Here is a 23,024-nt window from a genome sequence, read left to right as displayed (position 1 = left end):
CATTCGGCGTATAATACAGCCTTTCCCAACCGCATTTGAGAGCTGAATCATGTCTGTTGTTTTGCCCTTGCGCGGCGTTACCGCCCTTTCCGATTTCCGTGTTGAAAAACTCTTGCAAAAAGCGGCCGCACTCGGCCTGCCCGAAGTGAAACTGAAAAGCGAATTTTGGTATTTTGTCGGCAGCGAGAAAGCACTGGATGCCGCGACTGTCGAAAAACTGCAAGCCTTGTTGGCGGCGCAAAGCGTTGAACAAACGCCCGAAGCGCGCGAGGGCTTGCATTTATTTTTGGTAACGCCCCGTTTGGGTACGATTTCTCCGTGGGCTTCCAAGGCGACCAATATCGCGGAAAACTGCGGTTTGGAAGGTATAGAGCGCATCGAACGCGGCATGGCGGTGTGGCTGGAAGGTCGTCTGAATGATGAACAGAAACAGCAATGGGCGGCTTTGCTGCACGACCGCATGACGGAATCTGTGCTGCCCGATTTTCAGACGGCCTCCAAATTATTCCACCATCTCGAATCCGAAACCTTCTCCACCGTCGATGTTTTGGGCGGCGGTAAAGAGGCTTTGGTCAAAGCCAATACCGAAATGGGTTTGGCACTCTCCTCCGACGAAATCGATTATCTGGTTGAAAACTATCAGGCTTTGCAACGCAATCCGTCCGATGTTGAATTGATGATGTTCGCACAGGCAAACAGCGAACACTGCCGCCACAAAATCTTCAACGCCGATTTCATCCTCAACGGCGAAAAACAGCCGAAATCCCTCTTCGGTATGATACGCGACACGCACAACGCGCATCCCGAAGGCACGGTCGTTGCCTATAAAGACAATTCGTCCGTGATCGAAGGCGCGAAAATCGAGCGTTTCTATCCGAATGCGGCGGAAAACCAAGGCTACCGTTTCCACGAGGAAGACACGCATATCATCATGAAAGTGGAAACGCACAACCACCCGACCGCCATCGCGCCGTTTGCGGGCGCGGCGACGGGCGCGGGCGGCGAAATCCGCGACGAAGGCGCGACGGGCAAAGGTTCGCGTCCGAAAGCGGGCTTGACCGGCTTTACCGTCTCCAACCTGAATATCCCTGGCTTGGAGCAGCCTTGGGAACAAGCCTACGGCAAACCCGGCCATATTGCTTCTCCTCTAGACATCATGATTGAAGGCCCGATCGGCGGCGCAGCGTTCAACAACGAATTCGGCCGTCCGAACCTCTTGGGCTACTTCCGCACTTTTGAAGAAAAGTTTGACGGTCAGGTTCGCGGCTACCACAAACCGATTATGATTGCGGGCGGTCTGGGCAGCATTCAGGCGCAGCAGACGCATAAAGACGAAATCCCCGAAGGCGCGTTGCTGATCCAACTGGGCGGCCCGGGTATGCTTATCGGCTTGGGCGGCGGCGCGGCTTCTTCGATGGATACCGGCACAAACGACGCGTCTTTGGACTTCAACTCCGTACAACGCGGCAACCCCGAAATCGAACGCCGCGCGCAGGAAGTGATCGACCGATGCTGGCAGCTTGGCGACAAAAATCCGATTATCTCCATCCACGACGTCGGCGCGGGCGGCCTGTCCAACGCCTTCCCCGAACTGGTCAACGATGCCGGACGCAGTGCGGTATTCAAGCTGCGCGCAGTGCCGTTGGAAGAACACGGCCTCAACCCGCTGCAAATCTGGTGCAACGAATCGCAAGAGCGTTATGTGTTGTCGATTTTGGAAAAAGATTTGGACACCTTCCGCGCCATCTGCGAACGCGAACGCTGCCCGTTTGCCGTGGTCGGCTCGGCGACCGACGACGGCCATTTGAAAGTGCGCGACGATTTGTTCTCTAACAATCCCGTCGATTTGCCGCTGAACGTCTTGCTCGGCAAACCGCCTAAAACCACGCGCAGCGACCAAACCGTGAGGTCGTCTGAAAAGGCATTTAATGCCCAAAACATCGACATCACCGAAGCCGCCTACCGCGTTTTGCGCCTGCCTACCGTAGCCGCCAAGAACTTCCTGATTACCATCGGCGACCGCAGCGTCGGCGGCATGACTCACCGCGACCAAATGGTCGGCAAATACCAAACCCCCGTAGCCGACTGCGCCGTTACCATGATGGGCTTCAACACCTATCGCGGCGAAGCAATGTCTATGGGCGAAAAACCGACCGTCGCCCTGTTTGACGCGCCCGCCTCGGGCAGAATGTGTGTCGGCGAAGCCATCACCAACATCGCGGCGGTCAACATCGGCGACATCGGCAACATCAAACTTTCTGCCAACTGGATGGCGGCGTGCGGCAACGAAGGCGAAGACGAAAAACTCTACCGCACCGTCGAAGCGGTTTCCAAAGCCTGTCGGGCATTGGATTTGAGCATTCCCGTAGGCAAAGACAGCCTGTCGATGAAAACCGTGTGGCAGGAGGGCGAAGAGAAAAAATCCGTCGTTTCGCCGTTGAGCCTGATTATCTCCGCGTTCGCGCCAGTTCAAGACGTACGCAAAACCGTTACGCCTGAATTGAAAAACGTCGAAGACAGCGTATTGTTATTTATCGATTTGGGCTTCGGCAAAGCGCGTATGGGCGGCTCGGCGTTCGGTCAGGTGTACAACAATATGAGCGGCGACGCGCCCGATTTGGACGATACAGGCCGTCTGAAAGACTTTTACGGCGTGATTCAGCAGCTTGTCACCGAAGACAAACTCTTGGCGTATCACGACCGCAGCGACGGCGGTTTGTTTGCGACGCTGGTGGAAATGGCGTTTGCGGGGCGTTGCGGATTGAATGTGGATTTGACTTCACTGGTTGCCAACCAAGCCGACGTCAACGAAGCCAGCATACGCGCATTGTTCAATGAAGAGCTAGGGGCAGTGATTCAAATCGCGAAACAAGATGTCGCGGCAGCAGAAGCCTTGTTCAAAGCGGCAGCGCTGCCCTGGCATACCGTTGCCACCATTGGTTCTGACGAAAAAATCGTTATCCGCAATCAGGCAGGCATCGTGTTGGAACAAAACCGTGCCGACCTGCAACGCGCATGGCAGGAAACCAGCCACGCCATCCAACGCCTGCGCGACAACCCCGCCTGCGCAGACAGCGAGTTCGCATTGATTGGCGACAACGACCGCAGCGCATTGTTTGCCGACGTGAAGTTCGACGTAAACGAAGACATCGCCGCGCCGTTCATCAACAGCGGCGCGAAACCCAAAATCGCCATCCTGCGCGAACAGGGCGTAAACGGGCAAATCGAAATGGCCGCCGCCTTCACCCGCGCCGGATTCGATGCCTACGACGTGCATATGTCCGACCTGATGGCAGGCCGCGTCCACCTTGCCGACTTCAAAATGCTGGCGACGTGCGGCGGCTTCAGCTACGGCGACGTACTCGGCGCGGGCGAAGGCTGGGCGAAATCCATCCTGTTCCACCCCGCCTTGCGCGACCAGTTCGCCGCCTTCTTCGCCGACCCGGACACGCTGACATTGGGCGTGTGCAACGGCTGCCAAATGGTCAGCAACCTCGCCGAAATCATCCCCGGCACGGCAGGCTGGCCGAAGTTCAAACGCAACCTGAGCGAACAGTTTGAAGCGCGCCTGAGCATGGTTCACGTCCCCAAATCAGCCTCCCTGATCCTGAACGAAATGCAAGGCTCCAGCCTGCCCGTCGTCGTCAGCCACGGCGAAGGCCGCGCCGACTTCGCGCTTCACGGCGGCAAAATTTCAGACGGCCTCGGCATCGCGCTGCAATACGTCGACGGACAAAACCAAGTCACCCAAACCTACCCGCTCAACCCCAACGGCTCGCCGCAAGGCATCGCCGGCGTCACCAACGCCGACGGCCGCGTTACCATCATGATGCCCCACCCCGAACGCGTGTACCGCGCCGCACAAATGAGCTGGAAACCGGAAGACTGGACGGAACTCTCCGGCTGGTACCGCCTCTTCGCCGGAGCAAGAAAGGCTTTGGGTTAACCGGCAGGCTGATTTGATTCGGCTTTAAAGGAAAGGTCGTCTGAAAACGATTTAGCGGATTCTGCTATATTCGTTTTCAGACGACCTTTATTCATTCTTTTGCGCTAACTGCCGTCATTTCTGTCTGTACGGAGATAACAGCATGGCTTCTTCTTATTTCAATTTATCACAATAGCCTAATTGTTTTAACATTTTGGCCAAACGGAGCAATGAAGATTCAAGAAAAGGTTCTTCTTTTTGTAACCCTTCTTTTAGCTTTTCTAACAATATAGCGTCCTGACTACTGGTAATACTGAAAGATTCATCACTTAATAACACATCGTTTCTTACATACATCAAAGCTGAGCATAACAAACTAGTCATATCAACAAGGCGGTGTGGTGGAATTTCTTCAGATTGGCGCGACCATTTCTCTCCAGTATGTCGCCATACTTTAACCGAAATATCAGGTTTATTCTCATCAGAACTATTCCATTGCGCTACACCGACTGATAAGCCTTGTGCATCTGTATCATTTGCAAAACGTCCATCTGTTTTAGAATAGTTTTCCCATTTAATAATAGGGCGGTGGTTCAAATGAGTAGGTATATCCATTAGTGCCTCCATAGCAGGTTGATTTATGAATTTGTATTATACTAAAGCAATTTTATTACTGCAACGCCTACTAACATAATTAGTAAGCAAGTTAGTAAAAATATTAAATTATTTTTTTTCAGGTGAGCTTTTATAGTGGTTTAAAGAGAGACAGGACACTTTGACCGCCGTCATTCCCGCGCAGGCGGGAATCCAGACCTCTGCATTTCAGAAATATTTAAAGATTACTGTAAATCCAAAATTCTAGATTCCCGCCTGCGCGGGAATGACGGCGGCGAAGTGTTTTTTGGATTCCCATTATCGGCATTCTATTAGCGTATTCTGCAAGCAGAAGCATCATTCCGTATAATCCCCCTTAGCTCCCCATCAACTATAATCGGCACATTCAGACGCCCCTTCCGACACCATGACCCGACAAGCCTTTATCCTCAGTGATTGCGAATTTCCCGAATGCGGAGAAAAACCCTACGCCCTCCTGACGGCGAATCCGACCAAGGAACATCACTATATCGCCCAGACCGAGCAGCGGCAGCACGCGCATAATCCGCAGGTCAGCCCGCAGAATCAGAATGTCTATAAACTGCCTTTGTCCATGTTCCGCGAACCGGCTACCGCCCGACGTTCCCGCTCCGGCGACAAAGTTCGCGGCGGGAGCGAAAATCGCGGTGCGGCGGCGAGTGTCAACATCATTGGCAATCTGGCGGCGAAAAACCTCTACACGCTGACTTTCGTGGAAAACACCGCCAACCAGTACAATTTGGAAAGCTGGTTCAACCGCCACGAAAGCGGCTACGAAGAAGCCTGCAACCACTTGCGCACTTTGCCCGAAGGTCGTCTGAAAACGGGCGAAACCGATACGGTCAAAGTTCCCGAGGCATTGTGGCGGATATTGCGGCTGAAATTCCTCGGCATCCTGCGCAATCCGCACAACCATAAAAACCTGTTTGCCCACCGTTTGCATGAGGCGATGCGGGCGCGGCTGCCGGAGGTCGGGTTTGAGTTTGTGCGCCTGATCAGCAAGCGCGATCCGAGCCGCATCGAAGCCATTATGCAAAACTACCGTTTTTCGTTTCTCGGCTATGTCGATTGGCTGGCGGGGCTTTACGGCATGTTGAGCGAAGGCGTGGCACAGCCGTCGCTGTTTGAGCGGCTGTTTTGCACCATATTCGCCGAACCCAATGCGGTGAAAATCGAGCTGTTCCGCTATGCCGAAAACGAGGGGCTGTGCCTCTTTGGCGACAGCAGTTTCTGCCTTCAGGCTTCGACGAAACTCATCAGCGTCGGCGTGAATATTTCGCACGATATGTTTGCCGTCGTCCACCTGCAAACCGACCGCTGGCTTGCGTTTAAAAACACTTTTCACCACGACGCGCCGAAATTGGAAGGCAGGGTAAGGATTATCGACGGCGACCAAACCCAGCGGCTGATGTTCAACCGGCTGACCATCAGTCAGGCGTATGAAGCCGTGTTCGGCAGAAGCCCGAATATCGATGACTATCTTTAACGCTTGGATGATGTATAGTGGATTAAATTTAAACCAGTACGGCGTTGCCTCGCCTTGCCGTACTATTTGTACTGTCTGCGGCTTCGTCGCCTTGTCCTGATTTAAATTTAATCTACTATACACGCGCGCTTGATGTGAAGCGTATCGACACTAAACAAAAGGTCGTCTGAAAACGATTTGGCAAACCCGCTACTTTCGTTTTCAGACGACCTTGTTTGTACTCGGCTCTTAAGCCTTGTTTTGCGCTGCCGCTATTTACACTGCCCCACAGCCGCCGGATAAACCGATACCTGCGTCTGCGTCAAGGCAAACAGGTTTTCAAGCTGCGTTTGTGCTTGGCGGTTGGCGTGATCCAAAATTTGGGCTTTGCACGCGCTGGCGAGAACTTGTTTTTTAGCTTCGTCCTGCACGGTTTTGAACACTGCCTTATCCACCGGTAAAAGGTTAAACGAGCCGGTTTGGATGTCGTACACCTCGATATTTTCCAAATCGACGCTGAGGATTTCTACGGGCGGCAGGCTGATGAGGACTTTTCCGTCCACGATATTGACGTTGTCGGCGTGAAGTTTGTCCAAATCCAAACCCGCCAACACTTTGCCGCGCACGATAAACAGGCCGCTTTGCGAATCCTGCCACAATCTGCGCCAGTCGCCTTTTTTCTCCGTGCGGATGATGGTGTCGATGTAAAAAGCCGTACTTTCCAAGCGGTTCATCTGCTTAATCTGCATCAAAACGCCTTCGCGCGAAATCGCTTCATGGGCGTTGTCGTTGCGGTGTTGGGCATAGAACCAACCGCCCGCCGCTGCGACTGCACAAAAAATAGATATTAAAATCAGTCGGTAAACCATTTTCATCAGGTTAAACCCTTTTCTATTGCGTTAAACTTAACGCCCATATTCTTTCAAATGTTCAGATTTCAAGCAAAGGTCGTCTGAAAAACCAATTTTTGTTTTTCAGACGACCTTCTGTCGAAACATTACCAAAAAGTAATAAAAAACCACCATCACACATAGTTTGCCTTTTGGTAAAGACAAGACTACAATCGCCTACATTCTTTCAGCCACACAACACATCATGAACACCACCGACCTGCGCCGCCGCAATCTGCGGCAATGGATAGCGGACAAATACGGCGGCCAGCAAACCCGTTTTGCCGAAGCCATCGCCATCAACCAAGGCGAATTGTCCGCCCTTCTGAAAAACAAATCCTTCGGCGAGAAAAAAGCCCGCAAAATCGAACAGGCGGCGCAAATGCCCGCCATGTGGCTGGATCAAGAACACGCCACAGCCCAACCCGACCATCAAGAAAGAAGCACCATGCCCCACATTTCCTCCATCCCCGAAATCCTCGCCGACATCAAAGCCGGCAAAATGGTCATCATCACCGACGCGGAAGACCGCGAAAACGAAGGCGATTTGCTGATGGCGGCGCAGTTCGTTACCCCCGAAGCCATCAACTTCATGATCAAACACGCGCGCGGACTGGTTTGCCTGCCGATGGAAGGCAGCATGGTCGAGCGGCTCGGCCTGCCCATGATGACCCAGAAAAACGGCGCGCAATACGGCACCAACTTCACCGTTTCCATCGAAGCGGCGCAAGGCATCACTACCGGCATTTCCGCTGCCGACCGCGCCCTGACCATCCAAACCGCCGTCTCCCCGACCGCCAAACCCGAAGACATCGTCCAACCCGGCCACATCTTCCCCCTGCGTGCGCAAAAAGGCGGCGTCCTAGTACGCGCCGGACACACCGAAGCCGGCGTCGATTTGGCACAAATGAACGGACTCATCCCCGCCGCCGTCATCTGCGAAATCATCAACGACGACGGCACCATGGCGCGTATGCCCGAACTGATGAAGTTCGCCGAAGAACACAACCTCAAAATCGGCACGATTACCGACCTCATCGAATACCGCAGCCGCACCGAAAGCCTGCTCGAAGACATGGGCAACGCCCCCGTACAAACCCCGTGGGGCGAATTCCAGCAACACGTTTACGTTGACAAACTCTCCGGCGAAACCCACCTTGCCCTCGTTAAAGGCAAGCCCACCGCCGACACCGAGACCCTCGTCCGCGTACACGAACCCTTCAGCGTCATGGACTTCATCCAAGCCAACCCGCGCCATTCCTGGTCGCTGCCCAAGGCCCTTGAGCGCATCCAGCAAGCCGACAGCGGCGTCGTCATCCTCCTGCACCGCACCGAAGACGGCGCCACCCTGCTCGACCGCACCCTGCCCAAAGGCGCCAACCAAGCCTACAAATGGGACAGCAAAAGCTACGGCATCGGCGCGCAAATCCTCGCCGGCCTCAACGTCGGCAAACTGCGCGTATTAGGACAGCCCTCCGCCTTCACCGGCCTGACCGGCTTCGGCTTGGAAGTCGTCGGCTTTGAAGAAGCAGAAAACAAATAAACCGTCCGTCTGATCAAAAGGTCGTCTGAAACCCGAATTCCGGTTTTCAGACGACCTTTTGCTATAATACCCGCCAGTTTGGAAACGAAAGAAACCCATGTCCCGAATCGCCGCCCTGCCCGATCACCTCGTCAACCAAATCGCCGCCGGCGAAGTGGTCGAACGCCCTGCCAACGCCTTGAAAGAAATCGTCGAAAACAGCATAGACGCAGGAGCGACGGCGATTGAAGTCGAGCTGGCGGGCGGCGGCATCCGCCTCATCCGCGTCAGCGACAACGGCGGCGGCATCCACCCCGACGACATCGAACTCGCGCTCCACCGCCACGCCACCAGCAAAATCAAAACCTTAAACGATTTGGAACACGTCGCCAGCATGGGCTTTCGCGGCGAAGGCTTGGCAAGCATCGCCTCTGTCAGCCGCCTGACACTGACCAGCCGCCAAGACGGCAGCGCGCACGCGACCCAAGTCAAAGCCGAAGACGGCAAACTCAGCAGCCCCTCCGCCGCCGCCCACCCCGTCGGCACCACCATCGAAGCTGCCGAACTCTTCTTCAACACCCCCGCGCGGCGCAAGTTCCTCAAATCCGAAAACACCGAATACGCCCACTGCGCCACCATGTTCGAACGCCTCGCGCTGGCGCATCCGCACATCGCCTTCTCGCTCAAACGCGACGGTAAACAAGTGTTCAAACTCCCCGCCCAAAGCCTGCACGAACGCATAGCCGCCATCGTTGGCGAAGACTTTCAGGCGGCATCCTTAGAAATCGACAGCGGCAACGGCGCGCTGCGGCTCTACGGCGCCATCGCCAAACCCACCTTTGCCAAAGGCAAAACCGACAAACAATTCTGCTTCGTCAACCACCGCTTCGTGCGCGACAAAGTCATGCTCCATGCCGTCAAACAGGCATACCGCGACGTATTGCACAACGCCCTCACCCCCGCCTTCGTCCTCTTCCTCGACCTGCCGCCCGAAGCCGTGGACGTCAACGTCCACCCCACCAAAACCGAAATCCGCTTCCGCGACAGCCAGCAGGTACACCAACTCGTGTTCCACACCCTCAACAAAGCCCTCGCAGACACCCGCGCCGACTTGACCGAAAGCGTCGGCAACGCAGGCGAAGTGTTGCACGAAATCACAGGCATACGCCCCGCAGCAACGTCGTCTGAAAACGAGCATCATCAGTTTCTCCAAAACCCGACCACGTCGTCTGAAAACATCTTCGCCGCCACCCCAAACACACACGCCTCCGAACCGCGCAGCACCTTCAGTTCCGGCAAAACCGCCCCCATGCCCTATCAGGCAGCACGCGCGCCGCAGCAGCGCAGCCTGTCCCTGCGCGAAAGCCGCGCCGCCCTCAACACCTACGCCGAACTCTTCAAAAACACCGCAGCCGATGAAGCAGACATCGAGTTGGCACAGTTCGAACAAGCCCGCTTCGGCAACACGTCCCCCACGTCGTCTGAAAATCCCGCACGCAGCTTTTCAGACGACCCCAAACCCGAACTGCCGCCGCTCGGCTTCGCCATCGCCCAATTATTAGGCATCTACATCCTCGCCCAAGCCGAAGACAGCCTGTTGCTCATCGACATGCACGCCGCCGCCGAGCGCGTCAACTACGAAAAAATGAAACGCCAGCGGCAAGAAAACGGCAACCTGCAAAGCCAACGCCTGCTCATCCCCGTTACCTTCGCCGCATCCCACGAAGAATGCGCCGCCCTTGCCGACCACACCGACGCACTGGCAGGCTTCGGTCTGGAACTGTCTGACATGGGCGGCAACACCCTCGCCGTCCGCGCCGTCCCCGCCATGCTCGGCAAAGCCGACGTCGTCTCGCTCGCCAAAGACGTATTGGGCGAACTCGCCCAAGTCGGCAACAGCCAAACCATCGAAGAACACGAAAACCACATCCTCGCCACCATGTCCTGCCACGGCTCCGTCCGCGCCGGCCGCCAGCTCACCCTGCCCGAAATGAACGCCCTCCTGCGCGACATGGAAAACACCCCGCGCAGCAACCAATGCAACCACGGCCGCCCGACCTGGGTAAAACTGACGCTGAAAGAACTGGACGCACTGTTTTTACGCGGACAATAAAGCCGATGGAAAACAAAAGGTCGTCTGAAAACGGATTCAGGTTTTCAGACGACCTTTTAAGTAAACTAGGTTACAAAACCCAACAACATTTTGGAAAATTTGGCAGCAAGCGTAGGTTGGGTCAAGACCCAACAAAGGCTCTGATCTTTCTGTAATGTTCGATTTTCAATCTAGCCTACTACCAACAATGGGAATATTTTAAATGAATTGTTTAGATTTATTGGCATATGTCGAAAAAAGACCATTTATGTATTTGAGCGAAAAAAATATAAAAATTTTAGAAAGTTTTATAACAGGATATTATCTATGTGAAGGACTAAATGCTATACCCAGTGAAAAAGATGATATTTTTAGAGAAAAATTTTATTACTGGCTAATTGAGCAGTTTGATTTTCTTCAAACCACCCATACATGGCGTGGTCTGATTGAACAGATTGCCAAATTTGAAAATCGGGATGAGTTTGACTGTTTCTTTCATTATTTGAGACTGTTCAAAGAAAATCATGGGATTGAGTCTGCAGAACCTGAGCAAACGTAAATTATATCAAGCCCCAGAAAAATCTCTGAATATTCTACAATATTTAATTTTCAACTCTACATATCGCTCAAAAACTACCTTCATCATTAATTTATATAATTGTATTCAAAAATTCAATATAACTTGTTTCTTATACTGAGTTTTTTGCCAATATTCTTGATACATAACAAGGCAGTCATATATTATATTGTATAAAGATTCATTATTTCTTTTCAGCCTTTCTATAAATTTGAAATTTATAATTATTTTTTCTTCGGGCAACCAACTTAAATCCTGCATACATTCATCTAGCGCATCGTAATTAAATCCAAAATAATCTGGAAAGTATAACTTCTCACTCATAATTTTTAAAAAACTGCTTGATGTTCCTAAGCTTCCCAAATTAATATCTACAACAAGAGTATTATTCATTGCAATATTACCTCTAAAAATGCTTCATATTCATAATACCCTGTTGAGTTATGCGAATGGTTAATACACATGTTACAAATTATGATATTAATCATTATCACAATAATAAACGCTTATTGGTAGGCTAACTTTGTATTTTGCCAACTCTGCTAATAATTCACTATTGAAAATTTCAAAATTGCATTGATCTGAATAGTAAGCCTCAATAAAAATTCTAAGATCATCAGCATTATTTAATCTTAATAATTGATGATTCTTTCTAAAAAAATCTACGAATTCCTGTTCATATTCACTATCCCAATATTCTTTTGAAAATTCATTTTTGTGGTTTAATTCTAGACATCCATAATCATTTATTTCCCCAAATTCATCTTTTCCTCCAGCATCAAAATAGTCAATAACTTCAAGAGAAGTCTCAAGGTTATTAACCATTTTACTAGGCTTGAAATTATCGCCAAAGATCATAATTGTAAATCTTAGATACATAAAAATACTCCTTTTATTTCATAAATTTATTATCTATTCAGAACATCTTGCCGCTCAAATTCCCCTTGCCATCAATATTTCCACTTTTAGCAAGCGTAGGCTAAGTTAAGCACCAACAAGAACCTTGAACATTCTACAATATCCAATTTTCACCCCAATCTGCTATTAAATCAAAGGTTTCAGACGACCTTTCCCCTGAATTCAATCAACAGTAAAATGGTCTCATGGGTTAAAACTCGACCTACTGCTGCTTATCAAATAAATTCCAGCATTCGGGAGCATCATTTTCAAAGAAAATAAAATTATTTAATTCTTCATTATTTATATTTTTTAAAAATACCCCAGTATAAAAAATTTCTAGTATTTCTTTATAGGTAATACTATTACTAGGCATCAAAAAAACTGACCCACTATAAAAATTTAGAATATTTCCTAATTTAATTTCATCATAATTTTCAATACAATATAACATGCTTATTCGTATTTTCTCCTGATTTTCTATGGAAAAATTAAGCATCTCCGGTTTTAATAATTCATTAATAATAACCTTCTGCCCTTTTTCTGTAGATATATCCAAACCTACATATTTAGATATATCTACATGTGCGCTTTCAAGAATTTCACCATCGATAATACTCAATAAATTAAGCACGTAAAATGTATTGATTTCTTTCTTCATTGTTACATCCTAGGAGTTAATTTACTTTAGCGTGGGCCTTACCCACGAAAAAACTATCACACAATCCATCTTTTAAAAAACCAAATAAAAACGTCGTTTGAACCCCCAAAATCCGTTTTTTCAGACGACCTTTCCCCTCCCCAAACCACCTACTTCCTCTTTTTCAGCAGCCTCAACGCATTGCCCACGACAAACAGCGAGCTGATGCTCATGCCCAATGCGGCGATCCAGGGTTTGACGTAACCCAAGACAGCGAGCGGAACGGCGATGATGTTGTATGCGCTTGCCCAGGCGAGGTTTTGGCGGATGATTTCGCGCGTGCGGCGGGCTTGGGCGATGGTGGCGGGCAGGATGTTCAAGTCGTCGTTGAGCAAGACCAGATCGGCGCCGTCGCGTGCGACATCGGCGCCTGCTGCAACGGCGGCGGATACGTCGGCTTGTGCGAGGACGGGGGCGTCATTGATGCCGTCGCCGACCATCAAGACTTTTCTGCCCTGTTTCTGCAAGTCTTCCACATAGGCGAGCTTGTCTTCGGGCGAGGCTTCGGCGCGGTAGGTGTCCAAACCGAGTGCCTGCGCAACTTGTGCGACGGCATTTGTACGGTCGCCGCTGAGTAGGTGCGTGCGGATGCCTTGTTGTTTGAGGATGTCGAGCATGGCGGCGGCGCTATCTTTGATTTGGTCTTCGAGCAGAAAGACGGCTTGGAAACCGCTTTGGTTACCGAGAAACACCATGCTGCCTGCGTGTTGGATGCCGGCGGCTTCGTCAGGCAACACTCCGGCTATTCCGGCGACGAAATCGGCGCGTCCCAATGCCCAAACTTGGGTTTCGTCTTTGTAGGTCATTTGCGCGCTGACGCCTTGTCCGATGCGGTTGACACGTTGGGAAACTGTGTATGCGGGCGCATGATTAGGGTCGTCTGAAAGCGTGTGGTTCAGGATGGCGCGGGCGATGGGGTGTTCGGATTGATGTTCTAGGGCTTGTGCAGCGGCGAGCGCTTCTTCTGTTTTCAGACGACCTAAGTTGATGATGCGGCTGACGGAAAGTTGTCCTTTGGTCAGCGTGCCGGTTTTGTCGAACACGACATCGTCGATTTGGGCGAGCGTTTCGAGGCTTTGTTTGCCGCTGATTAACACGCCTTCGTCGGCAAGCGCGCCTGTGGAGGCGGCAAGCGCAGTCGGCGTGGCAAGCGAAAGTGCGCACGGACAAGTGATAACGAGCAGTGCGACGGTAATCCACAGGGCAGTTTGCGCGTCGGCATACCATGCCCAGCCGATGAAAACGGGGATGGCAAGCAGCAGCTCGCCAAACACGAAGCTGGAGGCGTATTTCTCGGCAAGCTCGGCGGCGCGCGGTTTTTGGGCGAGCGCGCGGTCGAGCAGTTTGACGATGTGCGACAAGCGCGTGTTGTTGCCGGTGCGGTCGGTGCGGATAACAAGCGGGCTGCCCGTATTGAGCGTGCCTGCGGTAACGTTTTCAGACAACCTTTTGACAACGGGCAGGCTCTCGCCCGTCAACATGGCTTCGTCCACTTCGCTCTCGCCGGACAACACCGTGCCGTCCACAGGAATGACTTCGCCGGGTTTGACGACGATCACGTCGCCCGCCTGAAGCTGTACAACCGCCGCTTCTTCAATTTCCTCGCTGTCGGGATAAGACGGAAGGCGGTGGCAGAACGCGGGAACGAGTTTCACCAGCCGCTCCGCCGCATCCCCTGCCCTGCGCCTTGCGATTTGTTCCATAAACCGCCCACCCAACAGGAAAAACAGTAACATAGCGATGGATTCGAAATACATCCCCTGCCCCGCATTGACGGCAAGGCTGTAAATGCCCGCGACAAAGGTCATCACAACCGCAATCGCAATCGGCGTATCCATGCCGACGCGGCGGTTTTTCCAATCGCGCCACGCGCCGCGGTAAAACGGCAACGCGCTGTAAAACACGACGGGCAGCACCATCAAAAAGCCGCCCCAGTGCAGGATTTCCAAAAACAACGGCTCAATGTCGCCGCCGTAAAGATAAGTCGGCACGGCAAACATCATCGTCTGCATCATGCCCAAACCCGCCACCGCCAGCCTGACGATAAACTGTTTGCGCTCTTTCTGCACCTGCGCCTCGACTTTTTGCGCATCGTAAGGCGCGGCGGTATAACCTGTTTTGCGGATTTTCAAAAGAATGTCCGACAGCGCGATTTTGCCCTCGTCCCAGACCACGCGGCAGCGGTGCGTACTGTAATTTAAATCCACGCGCACCACGCCCGCCGTCCGTAAAAGCTGCTGCTCAATCAGCCATACGCACGCCGCGCAGGTAATGCCGCCCAGCATCAACACCGCCTCGCGTTCATCCCCTTCCCCCGCCTCGACAAAATCCGCCTGCACTTCGGGCAAATCATATAGTTTCAGTTGCGACAACATTTCCGGCGGCGGCAATTCGGATTTTTCCGCGTCAGCGGTACGCTGTTTGTAATAATTGCCCAAACCTGCATCAATAATGCTCTGCGCTACCGCCTGACAACCCGCGCAGCAGGTTTCATGGTCTTCATTTTCGTAGCGGACGGTCAGATGGAGGTGTTCGGGGACTTCCAGACCGCAATGGAAACAGGTTCTTTCCGTTTGATTCATAATATGTGCCTGATAGTGTGCCGGCAGATGGTTTGCCGTTTGAAACTTGGATTTGAAATGTTTAAAAATGTAAACTTTATTAAAGTGTCGCTTTTTAGCAGATTTTTAAAAATATTTTACAAAACGTTCATTTTAAAACAATTTGCATATTTTTATATTATTTATTCTTATTTTTCAAGAATGTATCCGTTTATCAATAGACGAACGGTTACTTCTCAATACCGCAGATCGGTCGAATTTACCGATTATTTTAATGTAAAAACGGAACTTTTTTAAAAAAACACCATACATTTTTGTTGACCGACTCGATTTGAAGCTGCATACTACACGCATATTCCGTACAAACAGTACAATAAAAAATACAAAACATTACGTTTTTACACAAAATTTTCCACTAACTTCTTACTCGGGAAAACATCATGATTGACCGCCTGCTACCTATTTTTGCCGTTATCGGCATCCTGTCCAGCGTCGCCTACCTGAGCTTGGCGGCATGGATGATTTACGAAAACGTTATGAAAAAACGCCGCCTCCTTCCTCTATAAGCGGCAAACCTTTTAAACGGCCGTTTGGAAATAAAGATAAACCCTCCCTGATTTATCTTTGTTTTCCAAACGGCCTTTATTTTTCAGACGACCTTTTGAAACACGCGGCGGCAAACAATGATCGAAATCGAAATCCGCCCGCCGTCCTTCCTATTGAGAAACAACGGCAGTCAAAACACCTTGTTTTTATTCGGACTCAAAGTTTTCAGACGACCTCTTGCCGCCGTTTTCCAACGCCCGTTCAATCATCGCCTCGCGCAAAGCGTCCAAGCCCAGACTTTTCGCAACCGAAATATTCACGCCGACGGCGCGTCCCGAATTATCCCGCAACACGCCCGCCTCGCGCACGCCTTCCGGCAGCAGGTCGATTTTGTTGTACACGACAAGCTGCGGCACTTCATGCGCGCCGATTTCCTCCAAAACCACATTCACATCGTCCATCTGCCGCTCGAAATCGGGATTGGACGCATCGACAACGTGCAGCAACACATCCGCCAAAGCCGTTTCCTCCAGCGTCGCGGAAAACGCCGATACCAGCTTGTGCGGCAAATCGCGGACGAACCCGACCGTATCCGTCAGAATCACGCCCGCCTCATGTGACAAAAACAAACGCCGCGCCGTCGTATCCAGCGTGGCAAAAAGCTGGTCTTTCGCCAGTACGTCCGCCTTGGTCAGACGGTTGAACAGGCTGGATTTGCCCGCATTGGTATAACCGACGATGGCAAAGGTTTTCAGACGACCCTCCATCCTCGATTTGCGGCGCGTGGCACGTTGTTTTTTCACTTGCGCCAACTGTTTTTTCAACGCCGTGATTTTCTGCCCGATTAAGCGGCGGTCGGTTTCCAACTGCGTCTCGCCCGGCCCTTTCAAGCCGATACCGCCCTTCTGGCTCTGCAAATGCCCGTAGCCGCGCACCAGCCGCCCGCTCAAATGGTTCAACTGCGCCAGCTCCACTTGCAATTTACCCTCTTGCGATTGGGCGCGTTTGGCAAAAATCGCCAAAATCAGACCCACGCGGTCGAGAACGCGGCATTGCAGGATTTTTTCCAGATTGCGCTCCTGCGTCGGCGTCAATTCATGGTTGAACACCGCCAAGCCGATATCGTGCAGCTTCACCGCCGCCGTCAGCTCCTCCGCCTTGCCCGTGCCGACGAAATAAGCCGTATGCGCCTTGTCGCGCTTGGCGGTTTCCCGCAACACCAGCTCGCCGCCCGCCGCCGCGACCAATTCCGCCGCCTCGTCCAAGGTCGTCTGAAAAGTCCGCTCGCGCACTTCGTTCGCGCCCGAATAATCCGCGCTCAACATCACCCCGACCAGCATCACGCGTTCGGGTTGCTCCAAAGATTTGTCAACGGGGAAAATGTTGCGTTTGGACAAGGAAAATCCTTTCGTTTTAGAAAAACTGAAAAGCGGCATCCATCAATCTGATGACTCGGCCGCTCTCTGCGCTGTCTTATTCGGCGTGCCGCACGCTCCGTTGGAGGCGTTTGTTGACGCGATTGCGTGTTGCGTCAGCATCTTACACCATCCGACCGTGAAAGCATAATCAAGAAAGGTCGTCTGAAAACTGAACTGCACCCCAAAAGTTGGACACATACCCTCCAACCACCAAGGTGCAGTTTTTTTATGAGCAAATATACATTACACTTTAAATACCAAGCCGTACTCCACTACCTGCATATACGCAGCCAACAGCGTACCGCAGATCATTACGGCATCTCCCGAACCCACCTGCGACGATGGATACGCGCCTATCAAGAAGGCGGCATCGGCGCACTCGAACATCCCCAATCCAAAACCATGCCCCAACACCGCAAAAACCCCTTCATCGCCGACAAACCCGACCACGAAAAAACACAGGCAGAGCTTATTGAAGAACTGTGCTATATGCGCGCAGAGGTCGCCTACCTAAAGGAGTTAAAAGCCCTCAGCCAAAAGCAGACCGCAAAGGACAAAGCCAAACCGTCCAAACACTGAGGGCGCAACACCCGCTCAAATACCTGCTGCACATCGCAAACCTGCCCAAAAGCAGCTTTTACTACCATCACCAAGATCGACCCGATCCCGACGAGGCCGACAAAGCCCTCCTTGTCGAAACCTACAAACGGCATAAAGGACGCTACGGACAAAGGCGCATTGCCGCAGCATTGGATTGGAACCGCAAAAAAGTGGCGCGGTTGATGAAGCAGTTGGAACTGAAAGCCCTCATACGGGCGAAAAAAGCCTACCGCCATCCCGCCATGGGCGAGATATCGGAACACCTCCTCAAACGCCTATTCACAGCCGAAAAGCCCAACGAGAAATGGCTGACCGACGTGACCGAACTCAAAGGAAAGGACGGCAAACTGTACCTCTCGCCAATCTTGGACCTGTTCAACCGAGAAATCGTCGCCTACGCCATGAGCCGCAATGCTAACAGCGAAATGGTGAAGGAAATGCTCGAAAAAGCCGCACCCCGGCTGACCGGCGAAGGAACGATGCTTCATTCGGACCAAGGCGTGCTGTACCGTACGGCGGGATATAGGGAATTGCTTGCGGAGCATTCCATGGTTCAAAGCATGTCGCGTAAGGCGAACTGTTGGGACAATGCGCCGATGGAGAGTTTCTTTGCGGTGTTGAAGACGGAGTGTTTCTATAACGCAGGTGAATTGACGGTGGACGAATTGATGAAACAGATAGATGACTATATGGATTACTACAACCGCGAGCGTTGCAGTTTGAAATTGAAAAAGCTGAGTCCTGTCGCATACAGAACCCAGCTTACACAGAGCGCCTGAATAATAGGCTTTTATGAGTGTCCAAGATTTGGGGGCCAGTTCAAACCGGATTTGGGTTTTCAGACGACCTTTTGTTTATTTAAACAATTTGGAACAACGTTTCAGGCGGCTTGTTCGTGCATCGTGTGAAGGCGGCTTTGCGCGGGGTTTTCTTGAAACCATTTCAATTCGTCGCGCAGGGAGACTACTTCGCCGATAACGATCAGCGCAGGACGCGGGGCGTTTTCTGCCAACTCGGACAGGTTTTTCAGACGACCTGTCACGACGCTTTGATGCGGGAGCGTGCCGTTGGAAACGATAGCGACGGGTGTGTCGCCGCTGCGTCCGTGTGCCATCAGCTTTTCGGCGGTTTCGGCGGCTTTGAGCGTGCCCATATAAACGACCAGGGTTTGGTTGTCGAGGGCGAGCGTGCGCCAGTCGGGCTGGTGGCCGTCGTGTTTGCTGTGTCCGGTCACGAAGAGCGCGCTTTGGGCGCAGTCGCGGTGTGTCAGGGGGATGCCTGCGTATGCGGTTGCGCCCAGCGCGGCGGTGATGCCGGGGATGATGCGGTACGGAATATCTGCCTGCCGCAAGACTTGGGCTTCTTCGCCGCCGCGCCCGAAAACGAAGGGGTCGCCGCCTTTGAGCCGGACGACGCGCAAACCTTGACGGGCGTATTCGACAAGCAGACGGTTGGTTTCTTCTTGTTGGACGTGGTGCGAGCCTGCGCGTTTGCCGACGCTGATTTTGTCCGCGTCTTTTCTCACCATACTTAAAACGTCGTCTGAAACCAAAGCATCGTGGAACACAACATCTGCCGCCTGTATCGCCTGCAAGGCGTGCAAGGTGAGCAGCCCTGCGTCGCCGGGACCTGCGCCGACAAGGACGACTTCGCCTTTTGCCGCTCCGAAGCCGTCCAGCTGCGCGGCAAGTTCTGCTTCGGCGGCATCGAGGTTTCCTTGGGCGGCGAGCGCGTTAAAACGGCTGTCGAACAGGTTTTCCCAAAAGCGGCGGCGGTTTGCCGTGCCTTTGATTTTGGCTTTGACCGCGTTGCGCCATTTGCCGGCGAGTGCCGCCATTTGACCGGTGTGCAGCGGGATGAGCGTTTCGATGATTTGCCGCCACTTGCGCGCCAAAACGGGGGCGGTCGCGCCGCTGGAGACGGCGATTTTGAGCGGGCTGCGGTCGATGACGGCGGGGACGGTGAAGGAACACAAATCCGCGGTATCGACGGTGTTGCAGAGTTTCGCCCGCCGCTCCGCCGCTTGGAAGATGCGGCGGTTGAAGGCGTAATCGTCGGTGGCGGCGACGGCGAAAAACACGTCGTCCAAATCGTCCTCGTGAAATTCGCTGCCCAGCCATTCGATTTTGCCTTCGTCCGCCCATTTTTGGAAAACGGGATTGAGTTCGCGGGCGACAACCCTGACCGCAGCCCCTGCCTGCAACAGGCTTTCGGCTTTGCGTTCCGCCACTTTGCCCGCACCCGCCAGCAGGACGGGGCGGCCGTTCAAATCGGCAAACAGGGGATAATGGTTCATGGCGTGTTCTCTTATTAAACTATCGTGCCGCCCATCTTAGAATCCCGCTGGCTTCGGCGGAAAGAATGGTTTTTGCTTATCTTATCAAGTTTGGTTATATGCGCCGTTTCCGTTGCCGCGCGGCAAAAAGGTCGTCTGAAAACGATAATCCCTTTTCAGACGATCCCACCAATATAACGAAATCATCTTTGCTTCAAACAAACCATTCTTTCCGTTTTTCAGACGACCTCTTTAGAGTACCGCCTATCCGAGTTTTGCTAAAGAGAACAATATGTCTATTCAAAACCACCACTTAGACTGGCTCGAAGCCGAATCCATCTACATCATCCGCGAAGTCGTCGCCGAAGCGAAAAATCCCGCGCTGCTGTTTTCCGGCGGCAAGGATTCCGTCGTTTTGCTGGCGTTGGCGGTCAAAGCGTTCAAACTTGAAGGCCGCCCGCTCAAGCTGCCGTTCAAGCTGTTGCACGTCGATACGGGACACAATTACCCCGAAGTGATTCAGTTCCGCGATGAAACCGTGGCGCGTACGGGCGTGCAACTGGTGGTCGGCAGCGTCGAAGACTCCATCAAAAAAGGCACGGTCGTCCTGCGCCGCGAAACCGATTCGCGCAACGCCGCGCAGGCGGTTACGCTGGTGGAAACGATTGAAGAACAAGGCTTTGACGCGCTGATGGGCGGCGCGCGGCGCGATGAGGAAAAAGCGCGGGCGAAGGAGCGGATTTTTTCGTTCCGCGACGAATTCGGACAATGGGACCCGAAAAGCCAGCGTCCCGAACTGTGGTCGCTCTACAATACGCGGCTCTTTAGCGGCGAAAACATGCGCGTGTTCCCCATCTCCAACTGGACGGAACTCGACATCTGGCAATACATCGCCCGCGAAAACCTCGCGCTGCCGCCGATTTATTACAGCCACAAACGCGAAGTCGTCGAACGCGGCGGACTGCTCGTCCCCGTTACCCCGCTGACGCCGAAACGCGAAGGCGAAGTTTCCCAAATCCGCGACGTGCGCTTCCGCACCGTCGGCGACATTTCCTGCACCTGCCCCGTAGCCAGCACCGCCGCCACGCCCGAAGACATCATCTCCGAAACCGCGGCAGCCACCATTTCCGAACGCAGCGCCACGCGCATGGATGACCGCGTGTCGGAAGCGGCGATGGAAGAGCGCAAAAAGGCGGGTTATTTTTAAGCGGAGTAATTCGACCAAACCCGCTGCATTCACAATATTTACATCTGAATGTTTCCTTAAAAAAGGTCGTCTGAAACCGATTTCAGACGACCTTTTATTGATACAAATCTAAAATCACACATGAACTTTAACCAAACAACGCCCCGCACCCAAGCTCAAAGTGAGCGCTTGATTTCGACGCCTAATCCGCGCCATCCCCTTTCCGCCTTCGGTGTTACCAACCGTCCCGATTCCCGTTTACCCGCCGCACGCAGGATAACGATAAAACTGAAACAAACAATGAGTGTTATAATAAGTAAATCGACACACCCGACAGGTCGTCTGAAAAGGAGTAATCGACATGCCCCGACGCGTCTTTATCGTACACGGTTTTGAAGGCAATCCGCACGGCAACTGGTTTGACTGGCTCTCGGCACAAGTCCGCGCCGCAGGCTTCCAAGCCGACTCGCTGGCGATGCCCAATCCCGAACGTCCGACGGTTTCTTCGTGGCAGTTTGCCCTCGACCAATTCATCGGCAAACCCGACGAAAACACCTTTCTAGTCGGACACAGCCTCGGCTGCATCACCCTTCTGCACTTCCTCAGCCGCCAACAGCCCGAAAAAATCGGCGGTTTGGTACTGGCGGCAGGATTCGCCGAACCCCTGCCTCCGCTGCCCGCCCTCGACGGCTACATCGAAGGCGCCGCGCCCGAATTCGACATCCTGCGCAAAATCCAAATGCCCAAACACTGCATCGTCTCCGACGACGACACACATGTCCCGCCGGAACTGACCTTGAACATGGCGGACAAACTCAAAAGCCCCGTCACCCACATCGCCCAAGGCGGACACCTGATGGCATCCGATGGCTTTACAGAACTGCCGCAGGCTTGGGAAGCCTTAAAACCGATGTTGGAAGCCAAAATCTGACCCAAACGAATCAAACAGCCCGTCCGTACAAATTACACATCCTTGCTCCCAAACACAAACCCAATAAAATCAAACCCATAAAACCAAATACAACCCATCTCCCGATTCAAATAGCAAACGACTTTTTTCAGACGACCCGCTTGACTTTGTCTCTTGAGGGTTTACAGTACGGTCTTGGATATTTTCTATAATCTAGGATGAAATCCTACAAGCATTTGTGTTTCGACATTTGGGCGCATCGTTGGCGTTGAAGTGTTGCAGCGGTTTGTCGGATTTCACGATATTTGCCCACAGAAAGGAAACCCTATGGAAACCCTCACGCTTCATATCGACGGGATGACTTGCGGCGGTTGCGTCAAAAGTGTTACCCGCATTTTGACCGGCATCGAAGGCGTAGCCAAAGCCGAAGTCAGTTTGGAAAACAAAAATGCCGTTATTGAATTCGATCCGGCGAAAACCAATGCGGCGGCGTTGATTGACGCTGTGGAAGACGGCGGATACGACGCGGCTTTGTGATTGCTTGCGAAAAGGTCGTCTGAAAACGGATTCCGGTTCATATAGAACCGAATCAGCCGTTTTCAGACGACCTTTTTTTACGTTTTCGCCGGATATAGTGGATTAAATTTAAATCAGAACAAGGCGAGGTAACGCCGTACTAGTTTAAAGTTAATCCACTATAATCAAAACAAGATTCCGTCTCGGCGGCGGTCGTCTGAAAATGAAGCCTGCTTTTCAAACGACCTTATAACCAAAATTGATATCCGCCGAAGCAAACATTATTTCCGCTTTTTATTCTTTCAAGATAA

20 protein-coding genes and 1 pseudogene are annotated in these 23,024 nt (G+C 52.3%); 12 read left to right on the top strand and 9 right to left on the bottom strand.

Annotation, left to right across the window (positions count from 1 at the left end; genetic code table 11):
• Positions 1–49: 49 nt before the first annotated feature.
• A complete protein-coding gene (gene purL, locus AAG834_RS00455; protein ID WP_342030926.1) occupies positions 50–3,946 on the top strand; it encodes a phosphoribosylformylglycinamidine synthase in 3,897 nt (1,298 codons plus the stop codon).
• Between the two features lie 153 nt (positions 3,947–4,099).
• Here the strand turns inward: purL and AAG834_RS00450 are convergent, their stop codons facing one another.
• Positions 4,100–4,540, bottom strand: coding sequence for a DUF6530 family protein (locus AAG834_RS00450; RefSeq protein ID WP_101809781.1), 441 nt, complete (start codon positions 4,538–4,540; stop codon positions 4,100–4,102).
• 406 nt (positions 4,541–4,946) lie between these two features.
• On the opposite strand from AAG834_RS00450, the gene AAG834_RS00445 reads away from it, so the two are divergent.
• Positions 4,947–6,044, top strand: a complete 1,098-nt coding sequence (locus tag AAG834_RS00445) for a hypothetical protein (protein WP_342030925.1) — start codon at positions 4,947–4,949, stop codon at positions 6,042–6,044.
• 3 nt (positions 6,045–6,047) lie between these two features.
• On the opposite strand, the pseudogene AAG834_RS00440 reads toward AAG834_RS00445, so the two are convergent.
• Both AAG834_RS00440 and AAG834_RS00435 read right to left on the bottom strand, forming a co-directional pair.
• Positions 6,048–6,164 (bottom strand): annotated as a pseudogene (locus AAG834_RS00440) (IS5/IS1182 family transposase); the annotation flags it as partial.
• A gap of 131 nt (positions 6,165–6,295) precedes the next feature.
• The gene (locus AAG834_RS00435; RefSeq protein WP_070773395.1) at positions 6,296–6,898 is read right to left on the bottom strand and encodes a DUF4230 domain-containing protein; all 603 of its coding nucleotides are present in this window, start codon (positions 6,896–6,898) and stop codon (positions 6,296–6,298) included.
• Positions 6,899–7,118: 220 nt separating this feature from the next.
• On the opposite strand from AAG834_RS00435, the gene ribBA reads away from it, so the two are divergent.
• The 3 genes from ribBA (at position 7,119) to AAG834_RS00420 (ending at position 11,086) form a co-directional block, all read left to right on the top strand.
• A complete protein-coding gene (gene ribBA / locus AAG834_RS00430) occupies positions 7,119–8,456 on the top strand; it encodes a bifunctional 3,4-dihydroxy-2-butanone-4-phosphate synthase/GTP cyclohydrolase II (RefSeq protein ID WP_446740437.1) in 1,338 nt (445 codons plus the stop codon).
• A gap of 97 nt (positions 8,457–8,553) precedes the next feature.
• Positions 8,554–10,548 carry a DNA mismatch repair endonuclease MutL gene (gene mutL / locus AAG834_RS00425; protein ID WP_342030924.1) on the top strand — a complete coding sequence of 665 codons (1,995 nt, stop codon included), beginning with the start codon at positions 8,554–8,556 and terminating at the stop codon, positions 10,546–10,548.
• A gap of 202 nt (positions 10,549–10,750) precedes the next feature.
• Positions 10,751–11,086: a hypothetical protein gene (locus AAG834_RS00420; RefSeq protein ID WP_342030923.1), complete on the top strand. Its 336-nt coding sequence runs from the start codon at positions 10,751–10,753 to the stop codon at positions 11,084–11,086.
• Between the two features lie 105 nt (positions 11,087–11,191).
• Here the strand turns inward: AAG834_RS00420 and AAG834_RS00415 are convergent, their stop codons facing one another.
• The 4 genes from AAG834_RS00415 to AAG834_RS00400 all read right to left on the bottom strand — a co-directional run bounded on the left by AAG834_RS00415 (position 11,192) and on the right by AAG834_RS00400 (position 15,283).
• Positions 11,192–11,497, bottom strand: coding sequence for a barstar family protein (locus tag AAG834_RS00415; RefSeq protein ID WP_342030922.1), 306 nt, complete (start codon positions 11,495–11,497; stop codon positions 11,192–11,194).
• Positions 11,498–11,584: 87 nt separating this feature from the next.
• Positions 11,585–11,983, bottom strand: coding sequence for an interleukin (locus tag AAG834_RS00410; RefSeq protein WP_342030921.1), 399 nt, complete (start codon positions 11,981–11,983; stop codon positions 11,585–11,587).
• 241 nt (positions 11,984–12,224) lie between these two features.
• A complete protein-coding gene (locus AAG834_RS00405; RefSeq protein ID WP_070871101.1) occupies positions 12,225–12,662 on the bottom strand; it encodes a hypothetical protein in 438 nt (145 codons plus the stop codon).
• 149 nt (positions 12,663–12,811) lie between these two features.
• A complete protein-coding gene (locus tag AAG834_RS00400; RefSeq protein ID WP_342030920.1) occupies positions 12,812–15,283 on the bottom strand; it encodes a heavy metal translocating P-type ATPase in 2,472 nt (823 codons plus the stop codon).
• 419 nt (positions 15,284–15,702) lie between these two features.
• On the opposite strand from AAG834_RS00400, the gene AAG834_RS00395 reads away from it, so the two are divergent.
• Positions 15,703–15,828 (top strand): hypothetical protein, encoded by a 126-nt coding sequence (locus AAG834_RS00395; RefSeq protein WP_283117759.1) that lies wholly within the window; start codon positions 15,703–15,705, stop codon positions 15,826–15,828.
• Between the two features lie 186 nt (positions 15,829–16,014).
• Here the strand turns inward: AAG834_RS00395 and hflX are convergent, their stop codons facing one another.
• Positions 16,015–17,205, bottom strand: a complete 1,191-nt coding sequence (gene hflX, locus AAG834_RS00390; RefSeq protein WP_342030919.1) for a GTPase HflX — start codon at positions 17,203–17,205, stop codon at positions 16,015–16,017.
• On the opposite strand from hflX, the gene AAG834_RS00385 reads away from it, so the two are divergent.
• The 3 genes from AAG834_RS00385 (at position 17,189) to AAG834_RS00375 (ending at position 18,605) form a co-directional block, all read left to right on the top strand.
• Positions 17,189–17,374, top strand: a complete 186-nt coding sequence (locus tag AAG834_RS00385) for a hypothetical protein (RefSeq protein WP_342030918.1) — start codon at positions 17,189–17,191, stop codon at positions 17,372–17,374. The genes hflX and AAG834_RS00385 overlap by 17 nt on opposite strands.
• Before the next feature lie 80 nt (positions 17,375–17,454).
• Entirely contained in the window at positions 17,455–17,805 is a 351-nt protein-coding gene (locus AAG834_RS00380; protein WP_342030917.1) for a helix-turn-helix domain-containing protein, read from the top strand.
• Complete coding sequence (locus AAG834_RS00375; RefSeq protein ID WP_342030916.1) at positions 17,709–18,605, top strand: IS3 family transposase; 897 nt, start codon at positions 17,709–17,711, stop codon at positions 18,603–18,605. Before AAG834_RS00380 ends, AAG834_RS00375 begins: the two co-directional genes overlap by 97 nt.
• 101 nt (positions 18,606–18,706) lie before the next feature.
• Here the strand turns inward: AAG834_RS00375 and cysG are convergent, their stop codons facing one another.
• The gene (cysG, locus tag AAG834_RS00370; RefSeq protein ID WP_342030915.1) at positions 18,707–20,122 is read right to left on the bottom strand and encodes a siroheme synthase CysG; all 1,416 of its coding nucleotides are present in this window, start codon (positions 20,120–20,122) and stop codon (positions 18,707–18,709) included.
• A gap of 271 nt (positions 20,123–20,393) precedes the next feature.
• Here cysG and cysD point away from each other — a divergent pair, with 271 nt between their 5' ends.
• The 3 genes from cysD to AAG834_RS00355 all read left to right on the top strand — a co-directional run bounded on the left by cysD (position 20,394) and on the right by AAG834_RS00355 (position 22,734).
• Positions 20,394–21,308: a sulfate adenylyltransferase subunit CysD gene (cysD, locus tag AAG834_RS00365; RefSeq protein ID WP_342030914.1), complete on the top strand. Its 915-nt coding sequence runs from the start codon at positions 20,394–20,396 to the stop codon at positions 21,306–21,308.
• A gap of 340 nt (positions 21,309–21,648) precedes the next feature.
• On the top strand, positions 21,649–22,218 hold the full coding sequence (locus tag AAG834_RS00360) for an RBBP9/YdeN family alpha/beta hydrolase (protein ID WP_342030913.1): 570 nt from the start codon (positions 21,649–21,651) through the stop codon (positions 22,216–22,218).
• A gap of 306 nt (positions 22,219–22,524) precedes the next feature.
• Positions 22,525–22,734: a heavy-metal-associated domain-containing protein gene (locus tag AAG834_RS00355; RefSeq protein ID WP_009312221.1), complete on the top strand. Its 210-nt coding sequence runs from the start codon at positions 22,525–22,527 to the stop codon at positions 22,732–22,734.
• The last annotated feature ends 290 nt before the right edge of the window (positions 22,735–23,024 follow it).

The organism is Neisseria sp. Marseille-Q2251, from assembly GCF_940793045.1.
Lineage (GTDB): Bacteria > Pseudomonadota > Gammaproteobacteria > Burkholderiales > Neisseriaceae > Neisseria.
Note: the sequence above shows the minus strand (reverse complement) of the source record. Positions and strands in the feature narration are given on the sequence as shown.